This window comes from Acinetobacter sp. ABJ_C1_1, assembly GCF_044684115.1.
Taxonomy (GTDB): Bacteria; Pseudomonadota; Gammaproteobacteria; order Pseudomonadales; family Moraxellaceae; genus Acinetobacter; species Acinetobacter nosocomialis_A.
Genome location: NZ_JBITPU010000005.1, coordinates 20,221 through 41,069, shown reverse-complemented (window position 1 = coordinate 41,069; position 20,849 = coordinate 20,221). Strand labels below are relative to the sequence as shown.

Annotated in this window: 21 protein-coding genes; 4 read left to right on the top strand and 17 right to left on the bottom strand. The window is 40.7% G+C overall.

Annotated features, from left to right (window positions below; all coding sequences use genetic code 11):
- Positions 1–26 precede the first annotated feature (26 nt).
- Together ACG59Z_RS08415 and ACG59Z_RS08410 are read left to right on the top strand one after the other, a co-directional pair.
- Positions 27–908 carry a 1-aminocyclopropane-1-carboxylate deaminase/D-cysteine desulfhydrase gene (locus ACG59Z_RS08415; RefSeq protein ID WP_400198821.1) on the top strand — a complete coding sequence of 294 codons (882 nt, stop codon included), beginning with the start codon at positions 27–29 and terminating at the stop codon, positions 906–908.
- Between the two features lie 116 nt (positions 909–1,024).
- On the top strand, positions 1,025–2,224 hold the full coding sequence (locus tag ACG59Z_RS08410) for an NAD(P)/FAD-dependent oxidoreductase (RefSeq protein WP_400198820.1): 1,200 nt from the start codon (positions 1,025–1,027) through the stop codon (positions 2,222–2,224).
- Positions 2,225–2,236: 12 nt separating this feature from the next.
- Here ACG59Z_RS08410 and ACG59Z_RS08405 read toward each other — a convergent pair whose 3' ends face one another.
- The 3 genes from ACG59Z_RS08405 to ACG59Z_RS08395 form a co-directional block, all read right to left on the bottom strand.
- Positions 2,237–2,407: a hypothetical protein gene (locus ACG59Z_RS08405; RefSeq protein WP_019457074.1), complete on the bottom strand. Its 171-nt coding sequence runs from the start codon at positions 2,405–2,407 to the stop codon at positions 2,237–2,239.
- A 128-nt stretch (positions 2,408–2,535) separates the two neighbouring features.
- Positions 2,536–4,203 (bottom strand): mechanosensitive ion channel, encoded by a 1,668-nt coding sequence (locus tag ACG59Z_RS08400; protein ID WP_400198819.1) that lies wholly within the window; start codon positions 4,201–4,203, stop codon positions 2,536–2,538.
- 228 nt (positions 4,204–4,431) lie between these two features.
- Complete coding sequence (locus ACG59Z_RS08395) at positions 4,432–4,659, bottom strand: hypothetical protein (protein ID WP_263613023.1); 228 nt, start codon at positions 4,657–4,659, stop codon at positions 4,432–4,434.
- Between the two features lie 292 nt (positions 4,660–4,951).
- On the opposite strand from ACG59Z_RS08395, the gene ACG59Z_RS08390 reads away from it, so the two are divergent.
- Positions 4,952–5,371: a hypothetical protein gene (locus ACG59Z_RS08390; RefSeq protein WP_170318166.1), complete on the top strand. Its 420-nt coding sequence runs from the start codon at positions 4,952–4,954 to the stop codon at positions 5,369–5,371.
- 48 nt (positions 5,372–5,419) lie between these two features.
- Here the strand turns inward: ACG59Z_RS08390 and ACG59Z_RS08385 are convergent, their stop codons facing one another.
- Positions 5,420–6,181 (bottom strand): ferredoxin--NADP reductase, encoded by a 762-nt coding sequence (locus tag ACG59Z_RS08385; RefSeq protein ID WP_400198818.1) that lies wholly within the window; start codon positions 6,179–6,181, stop codon positions 5,420–5,422.
- An 86-nt stretch (positions 6,182–6,267) separates the two neighbouring features.
- Between ACG59Z_RS08385 and gigC the strand changes: the two genes are divergently transcribed.
- Positions 6,268–7,155: a LysR family transcriptional regulator GigC gene (gene gigC, locus ACG59Z_RS08380; RefSeq protein WP_151739721.1), complete on the top strand. Its 888-nt coding sequence runs from the start codon at positions 6,268–6,270 to the stop codon at positions 7,153–7,155.
- Between the two features lie 11 nt (positions 7,156–7,166).
- On the opposite strand, the gene ACG59Z_RS08375 is transcribed toward gigC, so the two are convergent.
- The 13 genes from ACG59Z_RS08375 to nuoE form a co-directional block, all read right to left on the bottom strand.
- Positions 7,167–7,622: an excalibur calcium-binding domain-containing protein gene (locus tag ACG59Z_RS08375; RefSeq protein ID WP_400198817.1), complete on the bottom strand. Its 456-nt coding sequence runs from the start codon at positions 7,620–7,622 to the stop codon at positions 7,167–7,169.
- Positions 7,623–7,780: 158 nt separating this feature from the next.
- Positions 7,781–8,074, bottom strand: a complete 294-nt coding sequence (locus ACG59Z_RS08370) for a cold shock domain-containing protein (RefSeq protein WP_077169979.1) — start codon at positions 8,072–8,074, stop codon at positions 7,781–7,783.
- 113 nt (positions 8,075–8,187) lie between these two features.
- Positions 8,188–8,823, bottom strand: coding sequence for a uracil phosphoribosyltransferase (gene upp, locus ACG59Z_RS08365; protein WP_019457078.1), 636 nt, complete (start codon positions 8,821–8,823; stop codon positions 8,188–8,190).
- 100 nt (positions 8,824–8,923) lie between these two features.
- Entirely contained in the window at positions 8,924–10,420 is a 1,497-nt protein-coding gene (nuoN, locus tag ACG59Z_RS08360) for an NADH-quinone oxidoreductase subunit NuoN (RefSeq protein WP_004703492.1), read from the bottom strand.
- 2 nt (positions 10,421–10,422) lie between these two features.
- A complete protein-coding gene (gene nuoM, locus ACG59Z_RS08355) occupies positions 10,423–12,021 on the bottom strand; it encodes an NADH-quinone oxidoreductase subunit M (RefSeq protein WP_019457080.1) in 1,599 nt (532 codons plus the stop codon).
- 1 nt (position 12,022) lies between these two features.
- The gene (gene nuoL, locus ACG59Z_RS08350; RefSeq protein WP_343570235.1) at positions 12,023–13,912 is read right to left on the bottom strand and encodes an NADH-quinone oxidoreductase subunit L; all 1,890 of its coding nucleotides are present in this window, start codon (positions 13,910–13,912) and stop codon (positions 12,023–12,025) included.
- A complete protein-coding gene (gene nuoK, locus ACG59Z_RS08345; RefSeq protein ID WP_000529822.1) occupies positions 13,909–14,217 on the bottom strand; it encodes an NADH-quinone oxidoreductase subunit NuoK in 309 nt (102 codons plus the stop codon). The genes nuoL and nuoK overlap by 4 nt, the downstream gene beginning before the upstream one ends.
- A complete protein-coding gene (gene nuoJ / locus ACG59Z_RS08340) occupies positions 14,217–14,735 on the bottom strand; it encodes an NADH-quinone oxidoreductase subunit J (protein ID WP_014205902.1) in 519 nt (172 codons plus the stop codon). Before nuoJ ends, nuoK begins: the two co-directional genes overlap by 1 nt.
- Positions 14,735–15,277 carry an NADH-quinone oxidoreductase subunit NuoI gene (nuoI, locus tag ACG59Z_RS08335; protein ID WP_263613019.1) on the bottom strand — a complete coding sequence of 181 codons (543 nt, stop codon included), beginning with the start codon at positions 15,275–15,277 and terminating at the stop codon, positions 14,735–14,737. Before nuoI ends, nuoJ begins: the two co-directional genes overlap by 1 nt.
- A gap of 18 nt (positions 15,278–15,295) precedes the next feature.
- Entirely contained in the window at positions 15,296–16,312 is a 1,017-nt protein-coding gene (nuoH, locus tag ACG59Z_RS08330; protein WP_311070184.1) for an NADH-quinone oxidoreductase subunit NuoH, read from the bottom strand.
- Positions 16,313–16,315: 3 nt separating this feature from the next.
- Positions 16,316–19,000 carry an NADH-quinone oxidoreductase subunit NuoG gene (nuoG, locus tag ACG59Z_RS08325; RefSeq protein WP_263613017.1) on the bottom strand — a complete coding sequence of 895 codons (2,685 nt, stop codon included), beginning with the start codon at positions 18,998–19,000 and terminating at the stop codon, positions 16,316–16,318.
- Between the two features lie 11 nt (positions 19,001–19,011).
- Positions 19,012–20,343 carry an NADH-quinone oxidoreductase subunit NuoF gene (gene nuoF / locus ACG59Z_RS08320; protein WP_263613016.1) on the bottom strand — a complete coding sequence of 444 codons (1,332 nt, stop codon included), beginning with the start codon at positions 20,341–20,343 and terminating at the stop codon, positions 19,012–19,014.
- Positions 20,340–20,849, bottom strand: coding sequence for an NADH-quinone oxidoreductase subunit NuoE (nuoE, locus tag ACG59Z_RS08315; RefSeq protein WP_002050341.1), 510 nt, complete (start codon positions 20,847–20,849; stop codon positions 20,340–20,342). The genes nuoF and nuoE overlap by 4 nt, the downstream gene beginning before the upstream one ends.

Sequence of the window (20,849 nt, the reverse complement as noted above, 5' to 3'; positions counted from 1 at the left end):
TCATTCATTATTTTTCTCAATTTCTAATGTTTGATCACATTGCCAAGCCTATTTCCTATCAGCACATTGAACTCCCCTCATCTGTTCATCTCGACATTAAACGGATAGATCTAATTCATCCTCAAATTTCAGGCAATAAATTTTTCAAACTAAAATACAATCTGCTTGCCGCAAAACAACAAGCGTTATCAGGTGTTTTGACTTTTGGTGGGGCTTACTCAAATCATATTGCTGCAACTGCTTATGCAGCTCATGTTTTTGGCTTACACAGTATAGGAATTATTCGCGGTGAAGAGTTAGCGAGTAAGCCTCTCAACCCCACCTTGGCAAAAGCTCAAAGTTTGGGAATGCAGCTACATTTTGTCTCACGCAATGAATATCGTTTGAGAAATGATGCAAATTACCTTCAACAATTACACAATCAATTTCCTGAAACTTTCATTATTCCTGAAGGTGGCACCAATGAACTGGCAGTTCAAGGTTGTCAGGAAATTCTTAGTCAGAGTGATTTAAAGCAATACGATGTGATTTGCTGTGCAGTGGGAACTGGCGGAACGATTTCAGGGCTCATTGAAAAAAGTTCAACGCATCAAAAAGTTTTAGGATTTTCGGCTTTAAAAGGTGACTTTTTACAACAAGAGATTCAGCAGTGGACTAAAAAACAGAATTGGTCGCTGACAGATGCTTATTGCTGTGGCGGTTATGCGAAAACGTCACCTGAACTATTTGCATTTATTGAGAGTTTTGAAGAGCAATATGCCGTGCCTCTGGAACCAATCTATACGGGAAAAATGATGTTCGGTTTATTCGACCTTATAAAGAATGATTACTTTTCTGAAGGAACTCGCATTCTGGCAATTCATTCTGGTGGTTTACAGGCAGATATAAGAAATAAATCACACCAATAATTCACCCACTTTTCACTAACGTTTTCTCTACTGCAATAAATGTCTTTAGCACGAGTAAGTGCTGACATGGTAGTATATGCCCCTTTTAAATTTTCACGATTAATCGAGAATCTCTTATGTCTAACAGTCATGTCGATGTCATTGTCTTAGGTGCAGGCGCTTCTGGACTCATGTTGGCTGCACATGCTGCTAAACGAGGGCGCTCGGTTTTAATTTTAGAAAAAGCCAACAAAATTGGTAAAAAGATTTTAATGTCGGGCGGAGGCAAGTGTAACTTTACCAACCTCTATGTAGAGCCTGATAACTATATTTCTCATAATCCACACTTTGTCATTTCTGCCCTATCACGCTATAGCAACTGGGACTTTATTGGTCTGGTGTGTGATTATGGAATTGCCTATGAAGAACGTAAACACGGGCAATTATTTACGCTAAACGGCGCTAAAGAAATTTTAGAGATGCTAGTGAGTGAATGTGATAAAACCAATAACGTTGATATCCAAACTCAATGTGAAGCTGTACAGATTGATCCATTAGAACAAGGCGGTTTTACTGTACACACCAACCAAGGCCGATTTAGCTGTGAGTCATTAGTGGTTGCTACAGGTGGTTTATCCATTCCGACTTTGGGCGGATCTGGATTTGGCTATGAATTAGCACAAAAATTTGGCCATACAGTTTTCCCAACCCGTGCTGGTTTAGTTCCATTTACTTTTTCAGATCATATTAAAGAAGTCACCACTCGCTTAAGTGGTAATGCTTTAGATGTCACGTTAAGCAACTCAAAAAATAGCTTTACTGAAGCGTTATTATTTACCCATCGTGGCTTAAGTGGACCAAGTTCTTTACAGCTTTCTAACTATTGGAATACTGGTGAAAGTTTTAAAATTGACTTTTTCCCAAGCCAAGATTTAACAACTTATTTAAAAGATAAAAAGAAAGCACAGCCTAAAGTTTTATTACGCACCCTTCTGAATGAGTTTACAGCGAAAAGTATTGTACAAGAGCTACAACAACTCATATGGCCAGAGCATAGCGAAACGGCGATTGGTAATATCAGTGATGCACAGCTAGAGCATATTGCCGAGCAGTTACATGGTTTTTCGGTTAAACCATCAGGCACTGAAGGATATCGTACTGCCGAAGTGACCTTAGGTGGAATTGATACAACTGAAGTTTCATCTAAAACACTCGAAAGCAAAAAGCAGAAAGGACTGTTCTTTATTGGAGAAGTATTGGATGTGACCGGCCATTTAGGAGGTTATAACTTCCAATGGGCTTGGTCTTCTGCTTATGCAGCAGCACAATATGTTTAAATGCCGAATAAGCTAATTTGCTGCTTTCGCTTCACTTGATGATTTTTCAGCGTCACGTGTATGCGTTGTTGCCTGTTTTGATGAATCAGATTTGCTAAACACAAATTTATAAGCACTTGCTAAAAAACCAACGGTAATCCCAGCAATTACAACAGGTGCTAAAAAACGACCAGGCTTTTTCATCGTATTTTCCTCACTTATTTGTTTTTATAGCTGTCAAAGACAGAACGACCACTCAATATAGAGTGGTCGAACTTATCACAAAAATCAAAGATTTTTTGTACTGTTTATCTGAAAATTAGTTACACCTACTAAATTTCATCATTTTCACCAGTAGAACCAAACGGTTTATTTACTGGTGGTTGTGATGGATTTACTTGTGCAGAATCAGCAGGTTTTGCATCAGATGAAACAGTTGATGATGAAGTTGTAGTCGTTGGCGAAGTTGAAGCCGAAGACGTACTTGTTGTTGTAGTAGAAGGTGGTTGATATAAAGGATTTGGTTGATTTGCTTCTTTTTTCGCTTTATCGAGCAAGTCAGACAATAGTCTTTCCGCTGGTTGACGACCACCTAATCCAAATGCAAGCGCGAAAGCCACTGCAACTGCACCTAGAGTTAAACCAAATGCTAGGTTCACAATCGAATCAGCAATACCCATCGCTTTTAAACCAAGCGCAAGGACTAAGCCAATAATTAAGACACGAACCAAACTACCCAACCAACGCGAACTGTTATATTCACCGCGTTGAACTACGTTCGCCACAACATTGGCAAGCCAGAAACCAATCACCAAGATTACAGCGCCTAATAGAATGTTTGCACCGAAGTGGATAAACATTGCGATTAGACCACTAATCTGTTCAAAGCCAAGACGGTCAGCAGCTTCTGAAACTGCAAACAACATGGTAAAGAACACGATTAACCAGCCAACAGCACCAGAAACTTTAGTTTGACCGAAAAAGCGTTGTACATCTAATTTTGCAGGGATTTCATCAACACCTGTTCCTGCAATAAGTTCGGCAACCAAGCGTCCAACAAAACGAGAAACAATATAAGCAACCAGTAAAATTAAACCAGCAGCAATAATGTTTGGAATCGCTTGCAAGATTTCATTGAGCATAGCTGTTGCTGGCTGAGAAATTGTCTCAATACCTAACGCTTCAAATGCCACAATTAATGTCGTAATGATGATAATGGCAAAAACAAATGAACCTAAGAATTTGCCTACATTTGAATTTTTGAAAAGACCAATTTTTTCAGCTTGCGCTTGAACGCCTAAGCTATTGATTAAGCCTTCAACAATACCGCGTACAATTTTTGCCAAGATATAGCCAACAAAAACGATAACGCCAGCAATAAAGATATTTGGTAAGAAGGCAATTGCCTCATTTACCATATTTTGAACAGGAATAAGTAAACCTGTTAACCCTAAGATTGAGAGAACAATAGGAAGGAAAAGTAATAATACAAGCCAGTAAAGAATTTCACCAATATTCTGACTGATTCCCCCTACCCCTACTTCACTACTTAATTTATCATCAAGTTGCGTTCTGGATAGCACATTGGTAATTCCCGCCCGCACCAGTCGAGCAACGATCCAACCAATGAAACCCACCACCACGGCAGCAATAATATTTGGAATATAGACGAGTACCTGATTCACCATATTGCTAAATGGTCCACTCACTCCACTAATGTTGAGCACATTTAAAGCGGCAACAACAGCAAGAATCAGAATAAACCAGAATATGACTTTGGAGACGAGGCCTTCTATATTAGGAGTACGTCCTGTAGCTGAAGATAATTTGGCATTTGTATTTAATTTTTGCAGAAGTTTTTTTACCCCTGCTGCAACTAATAAAGCGATTATCCAGCCAACCAGTAAGATGACAATTGCAGCTAAAATAGGATGAAACTGATCCCAGTAATACATCGCATCAAACTGAGCGCCGCGAGGCCCATTAAAAAATTCATTCATATTGTTATGTCCTCAATTGTTATGTTCTTTTCAGTGTTATCAGTAAATGAAAAACACCAGTTCGTTGTAAAAAAATGACGATAAATGCGGTCTATGTCACCTTATGTTTTGAATATTTTTCAATCAACATCCTTCTGCATAAATACAACAAATTGATGCAAAAGATTGCAAAAAAAGCCTTCAGGACACATCCTAAAGGCTTTCTATCGAGATATACTGTTGGGCTTACTATCCTTTGTAAGTTTTCAGATCAGAAGTACCCATCATCACATGTGGTGTAGTCTCATGTTGAAAAGCCCCTTCTTGTTTTGGCGATTGGTTATGTTCAGAAACCATATAAACAATAAGCGCAAGAAGAAAAAGCCCTACAATAATTAAAATATAAACTGGCAATCTTCTTTTTTTTGCCGTCTCTTCAGGACTCGTCACATGAGGTGGTTTTGAAAAATCATGCATCTTCTTTCCCCTCTTCTATTATCATTAACTATATATTCATCATAACAATTTGATTTGTTGCATTGTGTGAAAAAGCATTATGCGAAGGTGACTATGGTTGCAAAACTCTACTTTTAAAATAATAAATTTAGTATAAAATTTAGCCACATTAATTTTGACTATTAAAAATATAATCTCATTTTATTCATTATCTTCTTCGAAGTTCGATTTGTAATACAATATGTTTTAGCGCTTACTTTTTATAAAATAGGCTATAATAAGCCCCCTTGTTTTAAAGCTACTCAATTTTATGATGTATCGTCAGCAAAGCGTAACTCTTGATCTCGACACTGACGTCACACATCAATGTTATTTGCATCAGACAAGAGATGACCATCTCATTGGTATTATTGAATTTAATAAGCCAAGCTATGAACTCAAATGGGGTGATCTTGAGTATTTCCGTCGCCGTACCGAAGAGTTCTCGGTTATGCCATTCCCTGAATGTGTTAATGCGATGATTGTTGATATTCGTAATATCAATGTATTTCTGGACAATGAAGTCCCTATTTTACCTTGGCGTTTACTTGAAGAAGACTGCCCTGTTCGCTTGGTTGTTCCTCAAGATCGCCTTGAATATTATGCAGGTCTGTTTGAACCAACTTGGCTTTCAACAGATGTCGACAGTGCGATTTCAGAAATTCGTGAATTTATGGATATGTTTGTCCATTAATAAACATATCCATAAAAAACTTTCTTAAAATATTTTTACTTTCAGTTTTTACCAATAATTCTCTACAGCAATATTTCCCTCACCACGACGATTCATCGTCAAACCACGGCGTTTTAAAGCTTCTTTGGTATCATCAACCATTTGTGGATTTCCACATAACATGACGTGACTGGTTGCTGAGTTAAGTTCCAAACCTGCTGCTTTTTCTAACTCACCATTTTCGATTAATACAGGTAAGCGCTCATGCAACGGCGCAGATGGATCTCGGGTAATAATCGGAATAAATTTAAAACCGCTATGCCCTTCCCCAAACGTTTCAGCAATCTCTTGAATACGATCGACATAAGCCAATTCATCTGCTGTACGGACGCTATAGACCAAATTAATCTTTTGATAATTAGACCAAGTTTCAAAGTCTTGTAGCATCGACAAAAATGGAGCCAAGCCAGTACCTGTTGCCAACAACCATAAATAATGCGGCAAAGGTTGTTGATAACGTGCCAAAGTTAGATAGCCATATGGAATTTTTTCTAAATATAGCTCATCACCGACTTGCAAATGCTGTAAATTCGAAGTGAAGGCACCGTCTGGTACAACAATTGAGAAGAACTCTAGCGTTTCATCAAATGGAGAAGACACCACCGAATAAGCACGGACAACCAGTTCGTCACCTACCTTTAAACCTATACGCGCAAACTGACCTGCGGTAAATTTAAAATGCGAAGGGCGAGTCATGGTAAAGCTGAAAAGTGTTGGGGTCCAACGATGAACTGATAAAACTTTTTCTACGCTAAATTTTTCAATTGACATGATTTCAACGTGGCATGAAATAGTGCGCTCATGTTAGCATGACAGCCGAAATAATGAATACTTTTAAACGTTAAGGCTTTTTAAACATGCGGATGACATTACGCCAGTTGGCTGTTTTTGTAGCAGTCGCCCAAGAAGGAACCGTTACTAAAGCCAGTGATGCGGTCAGACTGACGCAAAGTGCAGCAAGTATGGCTTTAGCCGATTTAGAAGACGGCTTAGGTGCTCCTTTATTTGATCGTTTAGGTAAGCGCTTACAGCTTAATGATCTTGGACGTTTTTTACTTCCACAAGCATTAGAAATCTTGGGGCGTTGTGAAGCGTTTGAACAAGCTGCAAAAGGTGAATTACAAAGTATTGACCTCCGTATTGGGGCGACCTTAACCATCAGTGACTATTTAATGCCTGATTTAATGGCCAGCTTTTTACAACGTCATCCGCAAGCACATTTACAACTTCAAGTGGGTAATACACGCCAAATGATTGAAGCTGTAAATCAGTTCCAATTAGATTTAGCTTTAATTGAAGGTTCTTGTCACTTACCTCAACTACAATGTATTCATTGGCGTGATGATGAGCTGGCAGTATGCTGTTCACCAGATCATCCTTTAACTCGTTTAAATCGCCCCCTTACTCCTCAAGATTTTCACGAAGTAGAATGGATCTTACGTGAAGAAGGTTCAGGTACACGTGAAGTTTTTGATAATGCAATTTTGCAAGATCTACCAGATGCCAACATTCGTTTAACGCTTGGTCACAATGAAGCAATCTTAAAAATAGTGGCGGGTGGTTTAGGAATGTCTTGTATTTCTAGATTAGCAATTGAACCTTTAAGTGAAAAAGGTCAGCTCGTTATTTTAGATACACCATTTTGGCAACTGACTCGTCCGCTTTATATGCTGGTACATCGCCAAAAATATCAAGGGCCGGGCCTCAAAGCATTTTTAAAGTTTTGCGATGAAGATCAGGCTTAAAGCCTGATTTTCTAATGCCATCGTGAATCATTTTCACATGGCTCACCGTCATGATCACCATCCATTTTAGTGTTCGGGCAATTTCGTACAAACCAACGTGCCTCTTCTAAAGAATGCATTTGCGAACAATGCTCACGCCCATCACAATGAAAAGCCGATGTTTCATCATTTACCCGTTCTGGGGCTCTTTCAGATGTAAGTGCTAAAGCCTTTTTCGTTTTTTCAGAAAGCTGAACATCCGGTAAATTACCCAAAGCTGCGCGCTGTGCTTCGATAATCGTCTTCTGTTGTTGTATTAATAAATGCACTTTTTCATGTGATGCACGCTGCTGAGCCTGCTGACGATAGTGCAATACCGTGAAACTCACACAGGCAACTATAACCAAGATGCCAACCATAAACATACTGATGTATTCACTTGAACTCAGCTTGAATTTGCTGCGTTTAATTTTTCCCCGTTGAATCATACTTCCCCATTTTTTTAATCTTATTATTCATTTTTAAGAAAATTAAGGGAAATTTATATCTCCCTTAATTTTAAACCACTTAATCTTTCTAAATGCTAGCAAAGTAGTTTTCTAATACATTGCATAAGTACTTTACATCTATAACATTTAGTTCATTATTAACGTCGGAAATTTGACAATAACTCACTTGTGATCGCTTTATTGTGATCCGCAATTTTATTCTTCTTGGTTTTCGCAGGGTTTGGATCAACACGCTCAATTTTGATCGCTTTAAATTTTCCCTGATTGTCTGCCGCAAGAAATCTCACTTTTTCATTTCTTTTCGGTTCACCTTCTGATGCAGGGAAATCAGAAATATGAAAGAAAATATCTCCTTCAGTGGTTGAAATAAAACCAAAACCCTTATCGGGGTTATATTGTTTTACCCTTCCAATATAAAACTCTTGTTTCATGATCTTTCCCCTACTTTTCCAATCCAATCATCGCACTAAATAAAAAGAGACTTCAATTCCGCCCTTAAAAGCATACGGTTTGATGAAGTCTCTTTTTATCGTTATGTCAAAAATTAATCTTTTTGAACACTACCAAAAATCTTGTCACCAGCATCGCCTAAACCTGGAACAATATAACCTTGCTCATTTAAGCCATCATCAATAGATGCAGTATAAAGCTCAATATCAGGATGCGCTGCTTCTACCTTTGCAATTCCTTCAGGAGCTGCAACTAATACCATAACACGGATATCTTTACATCCACTTGCCTTTAACACATCAATTGCAGCAACCAAAGAGTTACCTGTTGCAAGCATTGGATCGATAATCATTGCAATACGGTTAGCAACATCTGGAACTAGCTTTTTATAGTAAGTACGTACTTCTAGAGTGGCTTCATCACGCTCCAGACCTAACACACTTACTTTTGCACTTGGAATCAGATTAAGCACGCCATCAAGCATACCGATACCAGCACGTAAAATCGGTACAATCGTTATTTTTTTACCAGCAATACGCTGAGTAGTAACAGTTCCAGCCCATCCATCAATTTCGCAATCCACAACTGGTAAATCTTTCGTTGCTTCATATGTCAACAACATAGTCACTTCTTGAGCAAGCTCACGGAAATTCTTAGTACTGATGTCAGCACGACGTAATAAACCTAATTTATGACGAATAAGTGGGTGACGAATTTCTTGAATGGCCACAGATGTTACCTAAAAATATAAAAACGTATTTATTATAATCTTTTTTTAACTATCAATAAAAAAAAGCCTCCATATTTGGAGGCTTTTTTGTACACAAGAATTATTGTTGTTGCGAAAGCATGAAATGTAATGGAGATAAAATTTCTGCTTTTAATGCCAAATTAATCATTGGATCTGGATATACACCCAAAATAATAACTAATGCAGCAGCAGCTAATACCATCAAACCACCCACTTTTTGTCCCCAATGTGCATCAGCATCAATACGAGGAGTTTCAGGTGGAGTCATATACATTACAACCATCACACGTAAGTAGTAATACAAACCAATACCACTACCTACAATAATCATTGCAGCTAAGAACCAGTGTTGAGTCGTTACAGCAGCCATAACAACCAAGAACTTACCAATGAAGCCTGCTGTTAATGGAATACCAGCCAAAGATAACATCATGACTGTTAATGTTGCTGTAAGTACTGGACGACGCCAGAACAAACCGCGGTAGTCTGCAAGGCTTTGAGCTTCATCTACGTTGTTATATGGACTAGACATTAACGCTACTGCACCAAAGGCACCAATAGTTGTTAATACATAAGTCACCACATACACAGTTACGCTACCTAAGCTCGCATAAGTCATGCTGATTAAAGCAATTAACAAATAACCAAAGTGAGCAATAGATGAATAACCCAAAATACGCTTTAAGTTCACTTGGCGAACAGCGAGCAAGTTACCGACTAAAATTGACAATACAGCAATGATTGTCAAAACAGTCACTAGCGAGTTCACCATAATTGCGCCAGAAGCAAGCAAATAACGTACGAACAAACCAATAGTCGCAACCTTAGCAGCAGTTGCTAAGAAAGTTGCCATTGGAGCTGGAGCGCCTGCATATACATCTGGTGTCCATTTGTGGAACGGTGCAAGCGACAATTTGAATGCAACAGCGAAAATAATAAGTGCTAAACCTAATAACACCATTGGCTGTTTGATTGCGCCAAATAAAGCTTGAACCGAATCATAGAATGAAAGCGAACCAGTGTAAGCGTAGATATACGCCATACCCATCAACAACATCGCAGAAGCTGTTGCAGAAAGTACAAGGTACTTAATACCCGCTTCAAGCGATTGGCTACGTTGATATGTATAAGCAAGTAAGCCGTATACAGGAATCGACATTAACTCAAGACTAATGAAGAAAGATGCATAGTGAGAACTTGCAACCATCAACATTGCACCTGCTACAGAAGCAAGTAACAAAAGATAGAGTTCTTCACGGTTGTCTTTATAAGTCTCGATGTAAGCATGAGACAAAGTACAACAAGCCAATGATGCAACTAAAATCATGAACTGATAGAACAAAGTAAATGGATCAACCATAAACATGCCCATCACATTTGCCGGTACAAATTTACCGCCAAATAGTTCTAACAAGATATAAAGTGCAGCAAGGTTTAAACCGACAACAGAAGTTGTTGCGATTAAATTATGGTTACGCTTAATTGCAATGAGCAGCATAACGACGACTGTTGTCAACGCAACAATCATCACAGGCGCTAATGGCATAATCGTAGAGAATGATACTGTGAAGTTCATGATTATTGGATCTCCACATGGTCAAGTTGAGTAGCTGTTTGCTGAACAGTTTCAACGACTTCTTGTACTGGCACATAACTATTGACCAACCACTGCATACTTGAATGAGATACATCCAAGAATGTTTGTGGGAAGATACCAAGCCAAACGAGACCAATCGCACAAATCATCAAAATAACAACTTCACGAGCAGATAAGTCTTTTAATGGACTAGTGTAGTGTTGCTTTTGTTCAGGGTTTGGCTCACCAAATAAAGCACGGTGAATCAAGATCAAGCCATATAAACCTGCAAATACAAGGCTGATAGAAGCAAGAATCGTGAAGGCAGGATATTTATTAAATGAACCCATCAAAATCAGGAATTCACCAATAAAGTTACCTAAACCTGGCACACCAACAAGAGCAGCTACGAAGAACATTAAGAAGAATGGTAAGTATTGGAGTTGACCACGAAGACCGCCCATCAAACGCAAATCACGTGTATGCAAGCGCTCGTAGATTTGACCAGACATAATGAACAATGCAGCAGATGACAAACCATGTGCCAACATCATGATCATTAAACCTTGGAAGGTCAAAATATTACCTGCATAGATTGCAAGTAAAATGAAGCCCATGTGTGAAATCGACGTATACGCAAGTAAACGTTTCATGTCAGTTTGCTGGTAAGCACACCAAGCGCCGTAGAAAATACCGATCAAACCGAAAATAATCGCAATATCTGCAAACTGTGCAGAAGCTGCTGGGAAGAATGGAATTACAAAACGGAGCAAACCGTATGCTGCTGTTTTAATCAAGATACCAGCCAAGTCTACAGAACCTGCTGTAGGAGCTTGAGCATGGGCATCTGGTAACCAGCCATGCAATGGAAACACTGGTAACTTCACTGCAAAACCAATAAAGAAGCAGATCATGAAACCATACGCGAAACCAGCAGGTAAACGGTTCGCTACAGCTAATAAATAGTTGTAATCAAAACCGATCATACCAGTCATCATGTAACCGTAGACCACAAGGCCAAGGATACCGATTAACATCACTAAACCAGCGATTTGCGTATATAAGAAGAACTTAGTTGCAGCGTAAACACGTGAACGGCCGTTTGAACCTTTATGACCCCATAACGCAATCAAGAAGTAGATTGGTACAAGCATCATCTCCCAGAAGAAGAAGAATAGGAACAAATCGATTGCCAAGAACACGCCAATAACGCCACCTAAACTCCATAATAAGTTTAAGTGGAAGAAACCAACGTTCTTTTGAATCTCACCCCATGAACAACCAACAGCAAGTACACCCAGTAAAGCTGTTAACAACACCATGAGTAAAGACAAGCCATCCACTGCTAAGTGAATGCCAATACCGAGAGATTTAATCCACGGTAAATAGAACTCAGCTGACCAAGTTGGGACTTTTGAGCCCAACTCGTAGGTATAAGTACCACTTTGCCAAAGTGCAAGACCTAAGCCCAATGTAATGAGCATACCAATTAAGGCAATCCAGCGTGGCAAAGTTTTGTCGAGTTTATCGACTAACCAACAAGTAAAACCTGCAATGAACGGAACAAGGATCAGCGCGGGTAAAATTAAATTGTTTTCCATTTTATTTCCCCACTACCTGAATAACGATCAAGATCATCAATAACACCACTACACCGAGTGACATGCTTGATGCGTATTCACGCAATGAACCTGTTTGACGTGAGCTTGTAAAACTGTTTCCGCCTTTAACAAGCGCAGGAAGCACAAGCCACAAGCTATCAATTGGATCACGACCAAATAGTTTGGCGAAGAATAAATAAGGTTTAACAAAAACGATGTCATACAACGCATCGAAACCAAATGCAGTACGACAAATATGAGCTAAGCCAGCACCAAGACTTGTTTTTGCAAACGACTTCACTGCACCGTAAGCAAATGCAAACAAACCAATACCAACAGCTAAACCAACAAGCGCAATACCTACTGCTAAATGCTCTGCCCCATGCATGCCTTCTACAAATTGTTCAGCAACATGGAATTCAGGAATTTTTGCAGTATTTAAAATACCAGCGACTGGACCTTTTAGTGCAGCGCCCACAAAAGTAGACAATACAGCCAAGATACCTAATGGCGCCCAGTAAGTTGCACCTTTAATCTCATGATAATGTGTATTTTCTTTACCGAAGAATACAACCCAGATTAAACGGAAGGTATAGATTGAAGTCAGGAACGCACCTGCTACACCAGCCCAATATAAGGTGTGGTATAGAGCAATTGATTGACCTTGAACCCAAACTTCACCAAGAATCGCATCTTTTGAGAAGAAGCCGATTGTTAAGAATGGAATCGCTGCTAATGCACCGCCACCAATCGCGAAACATGCAAATAGGAATTTGTTTTTGTAGAACAAACCACCCATTTTGAAAATATTTTGTTCGTGATGGTAAGCAAGAATAACCGCACCAGAAGACAAGAATAATAATGCTTTGAAGAATGCGTGAGCCAACATGTGGAACAAGCCAGCTTGATACGCTTCTGCACCGACAGCCATAAACATATAACCGAGCTGACTCATTGTTGAGTAAGCTAAAATACGTTTGATATCTGTTTGCACAAGAGCAGCAAAGCCTGCAACTAATAAAGTTACAGCACCTGTTACTGAAATGAATTGCATCACTTCAGGTGCAAGCTCAAATACGCTAAATAGACGGCAGCATAAGTACACACCAGCTGTTACCATTGTTGCTGCGTGGATTAATGCAGAAACAGGTGTTGGGCCTGCCATCGCATCTGCCAACCATGTTTGCAATGGAATTTGAGCAGATTTACCAGCAGCACCCAAGAACAACATTAATGCAGTCCAGATGGTAAGTGACGAGCTCTTCGTCATTACTTCTGCTGCATGTTCAACGATGTACTGAGTATTCAGCGTACCAAATTGTTGGTAAAGCAAGAATAAAGCGATAAGTAAGAATACGTCACCTACGCGGGTAACTGTAAATGCTTTGATCGCTGCCCAACCATTTGCAGGGTTTGCATAGTAGAAACCGATGAGCAAGTAAGAGCAAAGACCTACGCCTTCCCAACCTAAGAATAACAACGCTAAGTTGTCACCCAATACAAGCACAAGCATGCTTGCAACGAATAGGTTGAAATAAGAGAAGAAACGCGCATAACCTTCTTCACCACGCATGTACCATGATGCAAAGATGTGGATTAGAAAACCAACACCTGTGATCATGCCCATCATGAGTAAAGATAAGCCATCTAAATGTAAGCTAATGCCAGGAGCGAAACCACCAACATTGAACCATGTCCAAAGGTTTTGAACAAAAACCTGCTGACCGCTATTGGTAAATGCCATACCAGCAATCAATGCAAATAATGCAGATAAACCTACAGAACCTACACCAATAATTGCTGCAACATTTTCAGAGAGCTTATCACGCCCTGCCGCCAATAAAATAAAACCGATTAGCGGAAATAATACTGTTAGATATAAATAACTCATCCGCGCATCTCACTAGCAGCATCCACATCCAAATGATGGAAGCGATGATAGAACTGAAGGACAATCGCAAGACCGATACACGCCTCTGCTGCAGCAAGGGTTAAAATCAGAATGAACATCACTTGTCCATCTGGTTGTGCCCATACGCTACCCGCAAGAACGAATGCTAACGCAGCAGCATTCATCATGATTTCAAGGCTCATTAACATAAATAGTAGGTTGCGTCGCACCATTACACCGTAAAAACCGAGTGCAAAAAGAATGGTTGCAACAATCAAACCATGTTCTAAAGGGATCTGGCCCATTATTCTTTTTCCTCTTCTGCACCTGGTTCACGTTTACCTAAGTGGTATGCTGCAACAAGGGCTGCTAGCAATAACATCGCGGCAACTTCAACCAATAATAAGTAGTGAGTAAAGAGCGCTTGACCAACAACTTTTGGTCCAATTACTTGTGCGCCAAGTGGTGCAGAGATGGTTGTATATTCGCCACCAAGCATCCAAACTAAAAGCAAGCCAAGTAAAAAGCTCATGAGTGCTGGATATGCCCAAGCATCTGAAGAAAGCCATTTACGCTCTTGTTCTACAGTGTGTTGCCCTAAGTTAAGCATCATCACAACGAATACGAACAAGACCATAATTGCACCAGCATAAACAATGATTTCGAGGGCGCCGGCAAACGGCGCACCTACGATCATGAAAATACCAGCAACAGCAAGTAATGAAACAATCAGACTAAGCAATGCATGTACAGGGTTCGTGTTAGTCACTACACGAACCGTAGAAACGATGGCCACGAGCGCCATCAAATAAAACGGCCACATCATGGTAATAGACTCCGTACATCGATTGGTGCACTTTCTTTTTGTGCTTGACCTTTCTCTTTACCGTTAATTGCCATACCGGTTACGCGGTAGAAGTTGTAGTCTGGGTATTTACCTGGACCTGAAATGAGTAAGTTTTCTTTCTCATAAACAAGGTCTTGACGTACGTATTCGCCTAACTCGAAATCTGGAGTCATTTGAATCGCTGTGGTTGGACATGCTTCTTCACACATACCGCAGAAAATACAACGAGAGAAGTTGATACGGAAAAATTCCGGATACCAACGACCATCTTCTTTTTCAGCTTTTTGTAATGAAATACAGCCAACTGGACATGCAACCGCACAAAGGTTACATGCCACACAACGCTCTTCCCCATCTGGGTCACGCGTCAACACAATACGACCACGAAAGCGTGGTGGCACAATCTGTTCAGCCGGTACTTCTGGATATAAAATCGTGTCACGTTTACGCGTTGCATGGCTAAATACCATAAACAACGAACGTACAATCGATCCGAATCCAGCTAGAAATTTATACATTTTGTACTCCCTGCTGTCCTAGGCCTGATTCATCAGAATCACAGCACCAGTCACTAACAAGTTGACCAACGCCAATGGCAAACAAATTTTCCAACCAAAGTTCATGACTTGGTCATAACGTGGACGCATTAAAGAACCACGTGCCAATACGAACATCATTACAAAGAATGCTGTTTTAATCACGAACCAGAATACTGGTGGAACAAATGGAATTTCTAAATTGAATGGCGCTAACCAGCCACCAAAGAATAAAGTCACGATTAATGCAGAGATAAGTACAACGTTTACATATTCAGCAACGAAGAACATACCCCATTTCATACCGCCATATTCAACATGGTAACCTTCAGCCAATTCTTGTTCTGCTTCAGGTTGGTCAAATGGGTGACGGTGAGTTACCGCAACACCTGCAACAACGAAAATCAAGAAACCTAAGAACTGTGGAATGATGAACCAAACATCACGTTGTGCTTCAACAATTTCACGAAGGTTAAATGAACCAGCAATTGCAACCACGCCCATTAATGAGATACCCAAGAACACTTCATAAGAAATGGTTTGAGCAGCTGAACGTAAACCGCCGAGTAATGAATATTTGTTATTTGATGCCCAACCACCAAATAACACTGCATAAACCGCAATACCTGCCATTGCCATAAAGAACAACAGACCGATGCTCATGTCTGCAACACCCAATGCAGGGCTTACAGGAATAACCATGAACGAAAGCACCGCAGTTGCCATCGCAACTGCCGGAGCTAAACGGAAAGTTAATTTATCAGCAAATTTTGGTGTCCAGTCTTCTTTGAACATGATCTTAAGCATGTCGGCAACGATCTGGAACATACCACCAGGACCAACACGGTTTGGACCATAACGGTCTTGCCACAATGCAAGCAAACGACGCTCAATAAAAGACATCAACGCTGCAACTAAAACTACAACAAGCAAAATCACAACTGCTTGAACAACTGCGTAAGCAATTGGCCAGTTCTCAGCCCAAAGTGGCGTTTGACGTATAATTTCTTGATTCATGAATTACACTCCTAATGCCACTGAAACAGGCTCAGCTAAGGATACTGTCGGCGCTAAACCAACTGGGTAACCGATATAACCTGTAGGTAAATATTCAATTACTTGTACAGGTAAGCTCACTGTAGTTTCGCCTGCTTTAACTGTAATACGTTGGCCTTCTTGTAGATTCAAACGCGTTGCATCTTGTTCGCCCACAGCAAATACAGCTTCAGGAATACGAGTTTCCATTGCAGGTGTTTTAATCGTGAATTCACCAGAACCAAAAATGTGGTGCATTGGTACAAGACGGAAGCTTTCAGGGTTTGCAACTACCGCAGTTGGAGCAACATAGCTACGTGCTGGACGTTTTGCTAAACGATCGAATAAACGAACGCCGGAATCACCGCCTTTCAAGTGACCACCCACTTCATCTTGGTATTTGTTCCAAGATTGTGGAGAGTTCCAACCCGGAGCCCACGCAAATGGTACAAGTGAAGATGCTTTTTGTGGACCTACATAACCTTCCATAGAGAATGTTAATGCTGAGTCTGGATCTGTTGGTTGCTTAGGTTCATGAACCGATAAAGGTGCACGAATTGCTGTACGACCAGAATAACGGCGTGGTTCACGCGCAATTTTCAAACCATGTACACGGTAGCCTGCATCTGGTGCAACGTCTTGAATTGCTTCAAGTACCGGAACATTTTTAACGATAGTTTCAATCACGTCATCAAGCAATGTCCAATCAACTGGCTTACCTTTAAGACCAGTTTCAATGGCATGCAACCAACGCCAAGATTCTTTAATCGCGTATTCAGGCTTGTAGTAGCTTGGATCGTAAACTTGATAGAAGCGTTGAGCACGGCCTTCTTGGCTTACAACGGTACCATCACCTTCGGCAAAGCTTGCTGCTGAAAGTACAATATCCGCCTGTTTCACAGTTTCTGTTTCGCTGTGATCAAGCACGATTACTGTTTCAGCTTTATCAAGTGCTGCTTTAACTTGAGCAGCAGGTAAACGACGGAACAAGTCATTTTCAACAATAACAAGTGTGTCGTAGTCTTGAGCAAATGCTTGTTCAAGGCTTAAACCGCCAAACAATGCTAAGCCCATAGAGTTCACTTCAGGAACTACAAGACTTAAACCAGCTTTTGAACCAAGGTTTTGCGTTAACTCTGCTGCCGCTTCCATAATTGAAGCATCTTGCAAGCTCGTACCCGCAATAATTAATGGTTTGTTTGCTGCTTTTAAAGTGTCTGCAATAGTTTGAGCAAATGCTTTTGCATCGTCATCTAAACCATTAACTGTTTCACCTTTAACTGCCGCAGCAACTGCAAAACCTAAACGTGCGATGTCATTTGGAGATGCAACAACTTCACCAGTTGCAACATCGGCAAGACGAGTTTGAGTTGCAGCCAAAATATAGATCGGAGATTTCGCTTCCTGACCAATACGTTGTACAGGCTCAGCCAACCAATCTGGCGTACGTGTTTTTGCAGCCATTTCGCGAGCTTTGTTTTTCGCAGCTTGACGAACTGACAAAGCCATACGTGGTGCAGTTTGAGTTAAATCTTCACCCAAAATTAATACTGCATCATAGCTTTCAATTTCACGCATGTTCGGGTTGTAAATACCCTCTGTTTGCATGATTGAAGCAGCAAGTTCAACCAGACTTTGCTCTTTTTGTGCAACACCTGTTGAGTAGTTTGCTTGGCCTACAAGTTCACGTAATGCATAGTTTGATTCTAAGCTTGCACGTGGTGAACCAATACCTAAAACTTTTTTACCTTCAAGTTTCGCAATTGCTTGATCTAAAGCTTGGTCAACAGAAACAGTTGCTACTGTTTCGCCATTACGGAACTGAGGTTGACGTGGGCGATCTGCACGGTTTACATAACCTGTGCCAAAACGGCCTTTGTCACAAAGGAAGTATTGGTTAACCGAACCGTTGAAACGGTTTTCTACACGACGGATTTCGCCATAACGCTCACCCGGAGAAATGTTACAACCCGAAGAACAGCCATGACACACGCTTGGTGCATATTGCATGTCCCATTTACGGTTATAGCGTTCTGAGTGCGTCTTGTCGGTAAATACACCTGTTGGACATACTTCAGTCAAGTTACCAGAGAATTCAGACTCTAAAGTACCTGATTCTGGACGACCAAAGTAAACACGTGAAGCATTGGCAAACACACCAAAGTCTGTACCGCCCGCATAGTCTTTGTAGTAACGAACACAACGGTAACAAGCAATACAACGGTTCATTTCATGCGCGATGAATGAGCCTAGTTCTTGGTTGTAATGTGTACGCTTAGTAAAACGGTAGCGACGACGGTCATGACCAGTCATTACAGTCATATCTTGTAAATGACAGTGACCACCTTCTTCACACACTGGACAGTCGTGTGGGTGGTTGGTCATTAAGAACTCAACGATAGATTCACGAAAATCCGTTGCTTCTTTGTCTTCAATCGAGATATAGGTATTGTCAGATGCTGGTGTCATACATGACATCACAAGACGTCCGCGCGTATCTTCAGGATTTGCATACTGAGTTACGGCACATTGACGACATGAACCAACAGAACCTAAGGATGGGTGCCAACAAAAATACGGAATATCAATGCCAAGGGATAAACATGCTTGTAGCAAGTTTTCTGATCCATTGACTTCGTACGATTTTCCATCGACATGAATTGTAGCCATAGTCGAATCCCTTAAGCTTGTTCTACGTTGCTAGTTTGCACGACAGGACGATTCGTCACTTTCGCTTCAAACTCGCTACGGAAATGTTTGAGTGCGCCCATAAGCGGCTCCATCGCACCTGGTGCGTGGGCACAGAAAGTTTTACCAATCCATAATTTACGAGTAAGTTCTTGTAAATGGTCGATATCTTCTTTCTTACCTTCACCTGTCTCAAGTGCTTTAAGCGCTTTAACAGCCCATGGCAAACCATCACGGCACGGTGTACAGAAACCGCATGATTCACGCGCAAAGAATTCTTCAAGATTACGGGTCAACGACACCATACATTGGGTCTCGTCTACCACCATCAATAAACATGTTCCTAAACGAGAACCTGCTTTCATAATGGTTTCAGCATCCATTGGTAAATCAATGGTATCTGCAGGTAAAAAGTCAGTTGACGCACCACCTGGTAACCATGCTTTAAGCTTTAAGCCTTCACGCATACCACCAGCATGATCTTCAATTACTTCACGTGCAGTCGTACCAAATGGTAGTTCCCAAAGACCAGGGAATTTGACTTTACCTGACGCACCATAAATCTTAGTGCCTGGATCTTTTGATTTACCAGCTGATAAACCGATATACCACTCTGGACCACGAAGCATGATTGCTGGCAAGTTGTTATAAGTTTCAACGTTGTTCACAATCGTAGGACGACCCCATGCACCAGCAACTTGCGGGAATGGTGGTTTAGTACGTGGGTTAGCACGGCGACCTTCAAGCGAGTTAATCAATGCAGTTTCTTCACCGCAGATATAACGACCTGCACCAGTGTGCACGTGTAACTCGAAGTTCCAGCCAGAACCTAAAATGTTGTCACCTAAGTAACCTTTAGCGCGAATTTGCTCAAGCGCTTCATTTAGGTATTGAGCAGCCTCGATGTATTCACCACGAATGAAGATATAACCTTGAGTTGCTTCTAGGGTATAACCTGCAATCAACATACCTTCGATCAATTGGTGAGGAAGTTTTTCCATCAACAAACGGTCTTTAAAGGTACCTGGTTCCATCTCATCGGCGTTACAGATTAAGTAACGTGGACCACCATCATTTGGCGCCATAAGAGACCATTTGATCCCTGCTGGGAAGCCTGCACCACCACGACCTTTTACAGTTGCAGCTTTAATAACATCTAACACTTCAGCAGGTTTCATGCCTAATGCTTTTTTAAAGCCCGCATAACCTTCGAGTGCTTCATAGTCATCAGCGCTACGTACTGCTTCTTGTTTGCTTAAACGCCAAGTCAGTGGATGAGTTTCCGGATTACCGTCGCCATAAATTGGTTTTGGTTCAGTATTCATACATACTTCTCCAATAACTGTTTGACTGATGTCACTTCAACTAAACCGTGAGTATCTTCATCAATCATTAACGTTGGGCCTTTGTCACAGTTGCCTAGGCAGCAAATTGGGAGCAGTGTAAAACGACCATCTTGTGTCGTTTGACCAAACTGAATACCTAATTCGCGCTGGAATGCTTCAGCTAGTGTTTCAGCACCCATTAAGAAGCAAGCAATTGAGTCACAAAGCAAAATTACGTGACGACCTACAGGTTGGCGATAGATACGGTTGTAGAACGTTGCTACACCCTCTAAATCTGCAACACTAATCGTCAATAATTGTGCGATGGCGTTCATTTGAGCATCATCTACCCAACCATTACGGCGCTGTACGCACTTTAGTGCATCTAAAGAAGCCGCACGTGGGTATGGATAGTGACCAATGTGATGTTCAATTTCATGGATTTCTTCAGCAGTCAAAATCCCTTCAACATTCACACGTGGTTTTTTATCAGTCAGAATCATCAT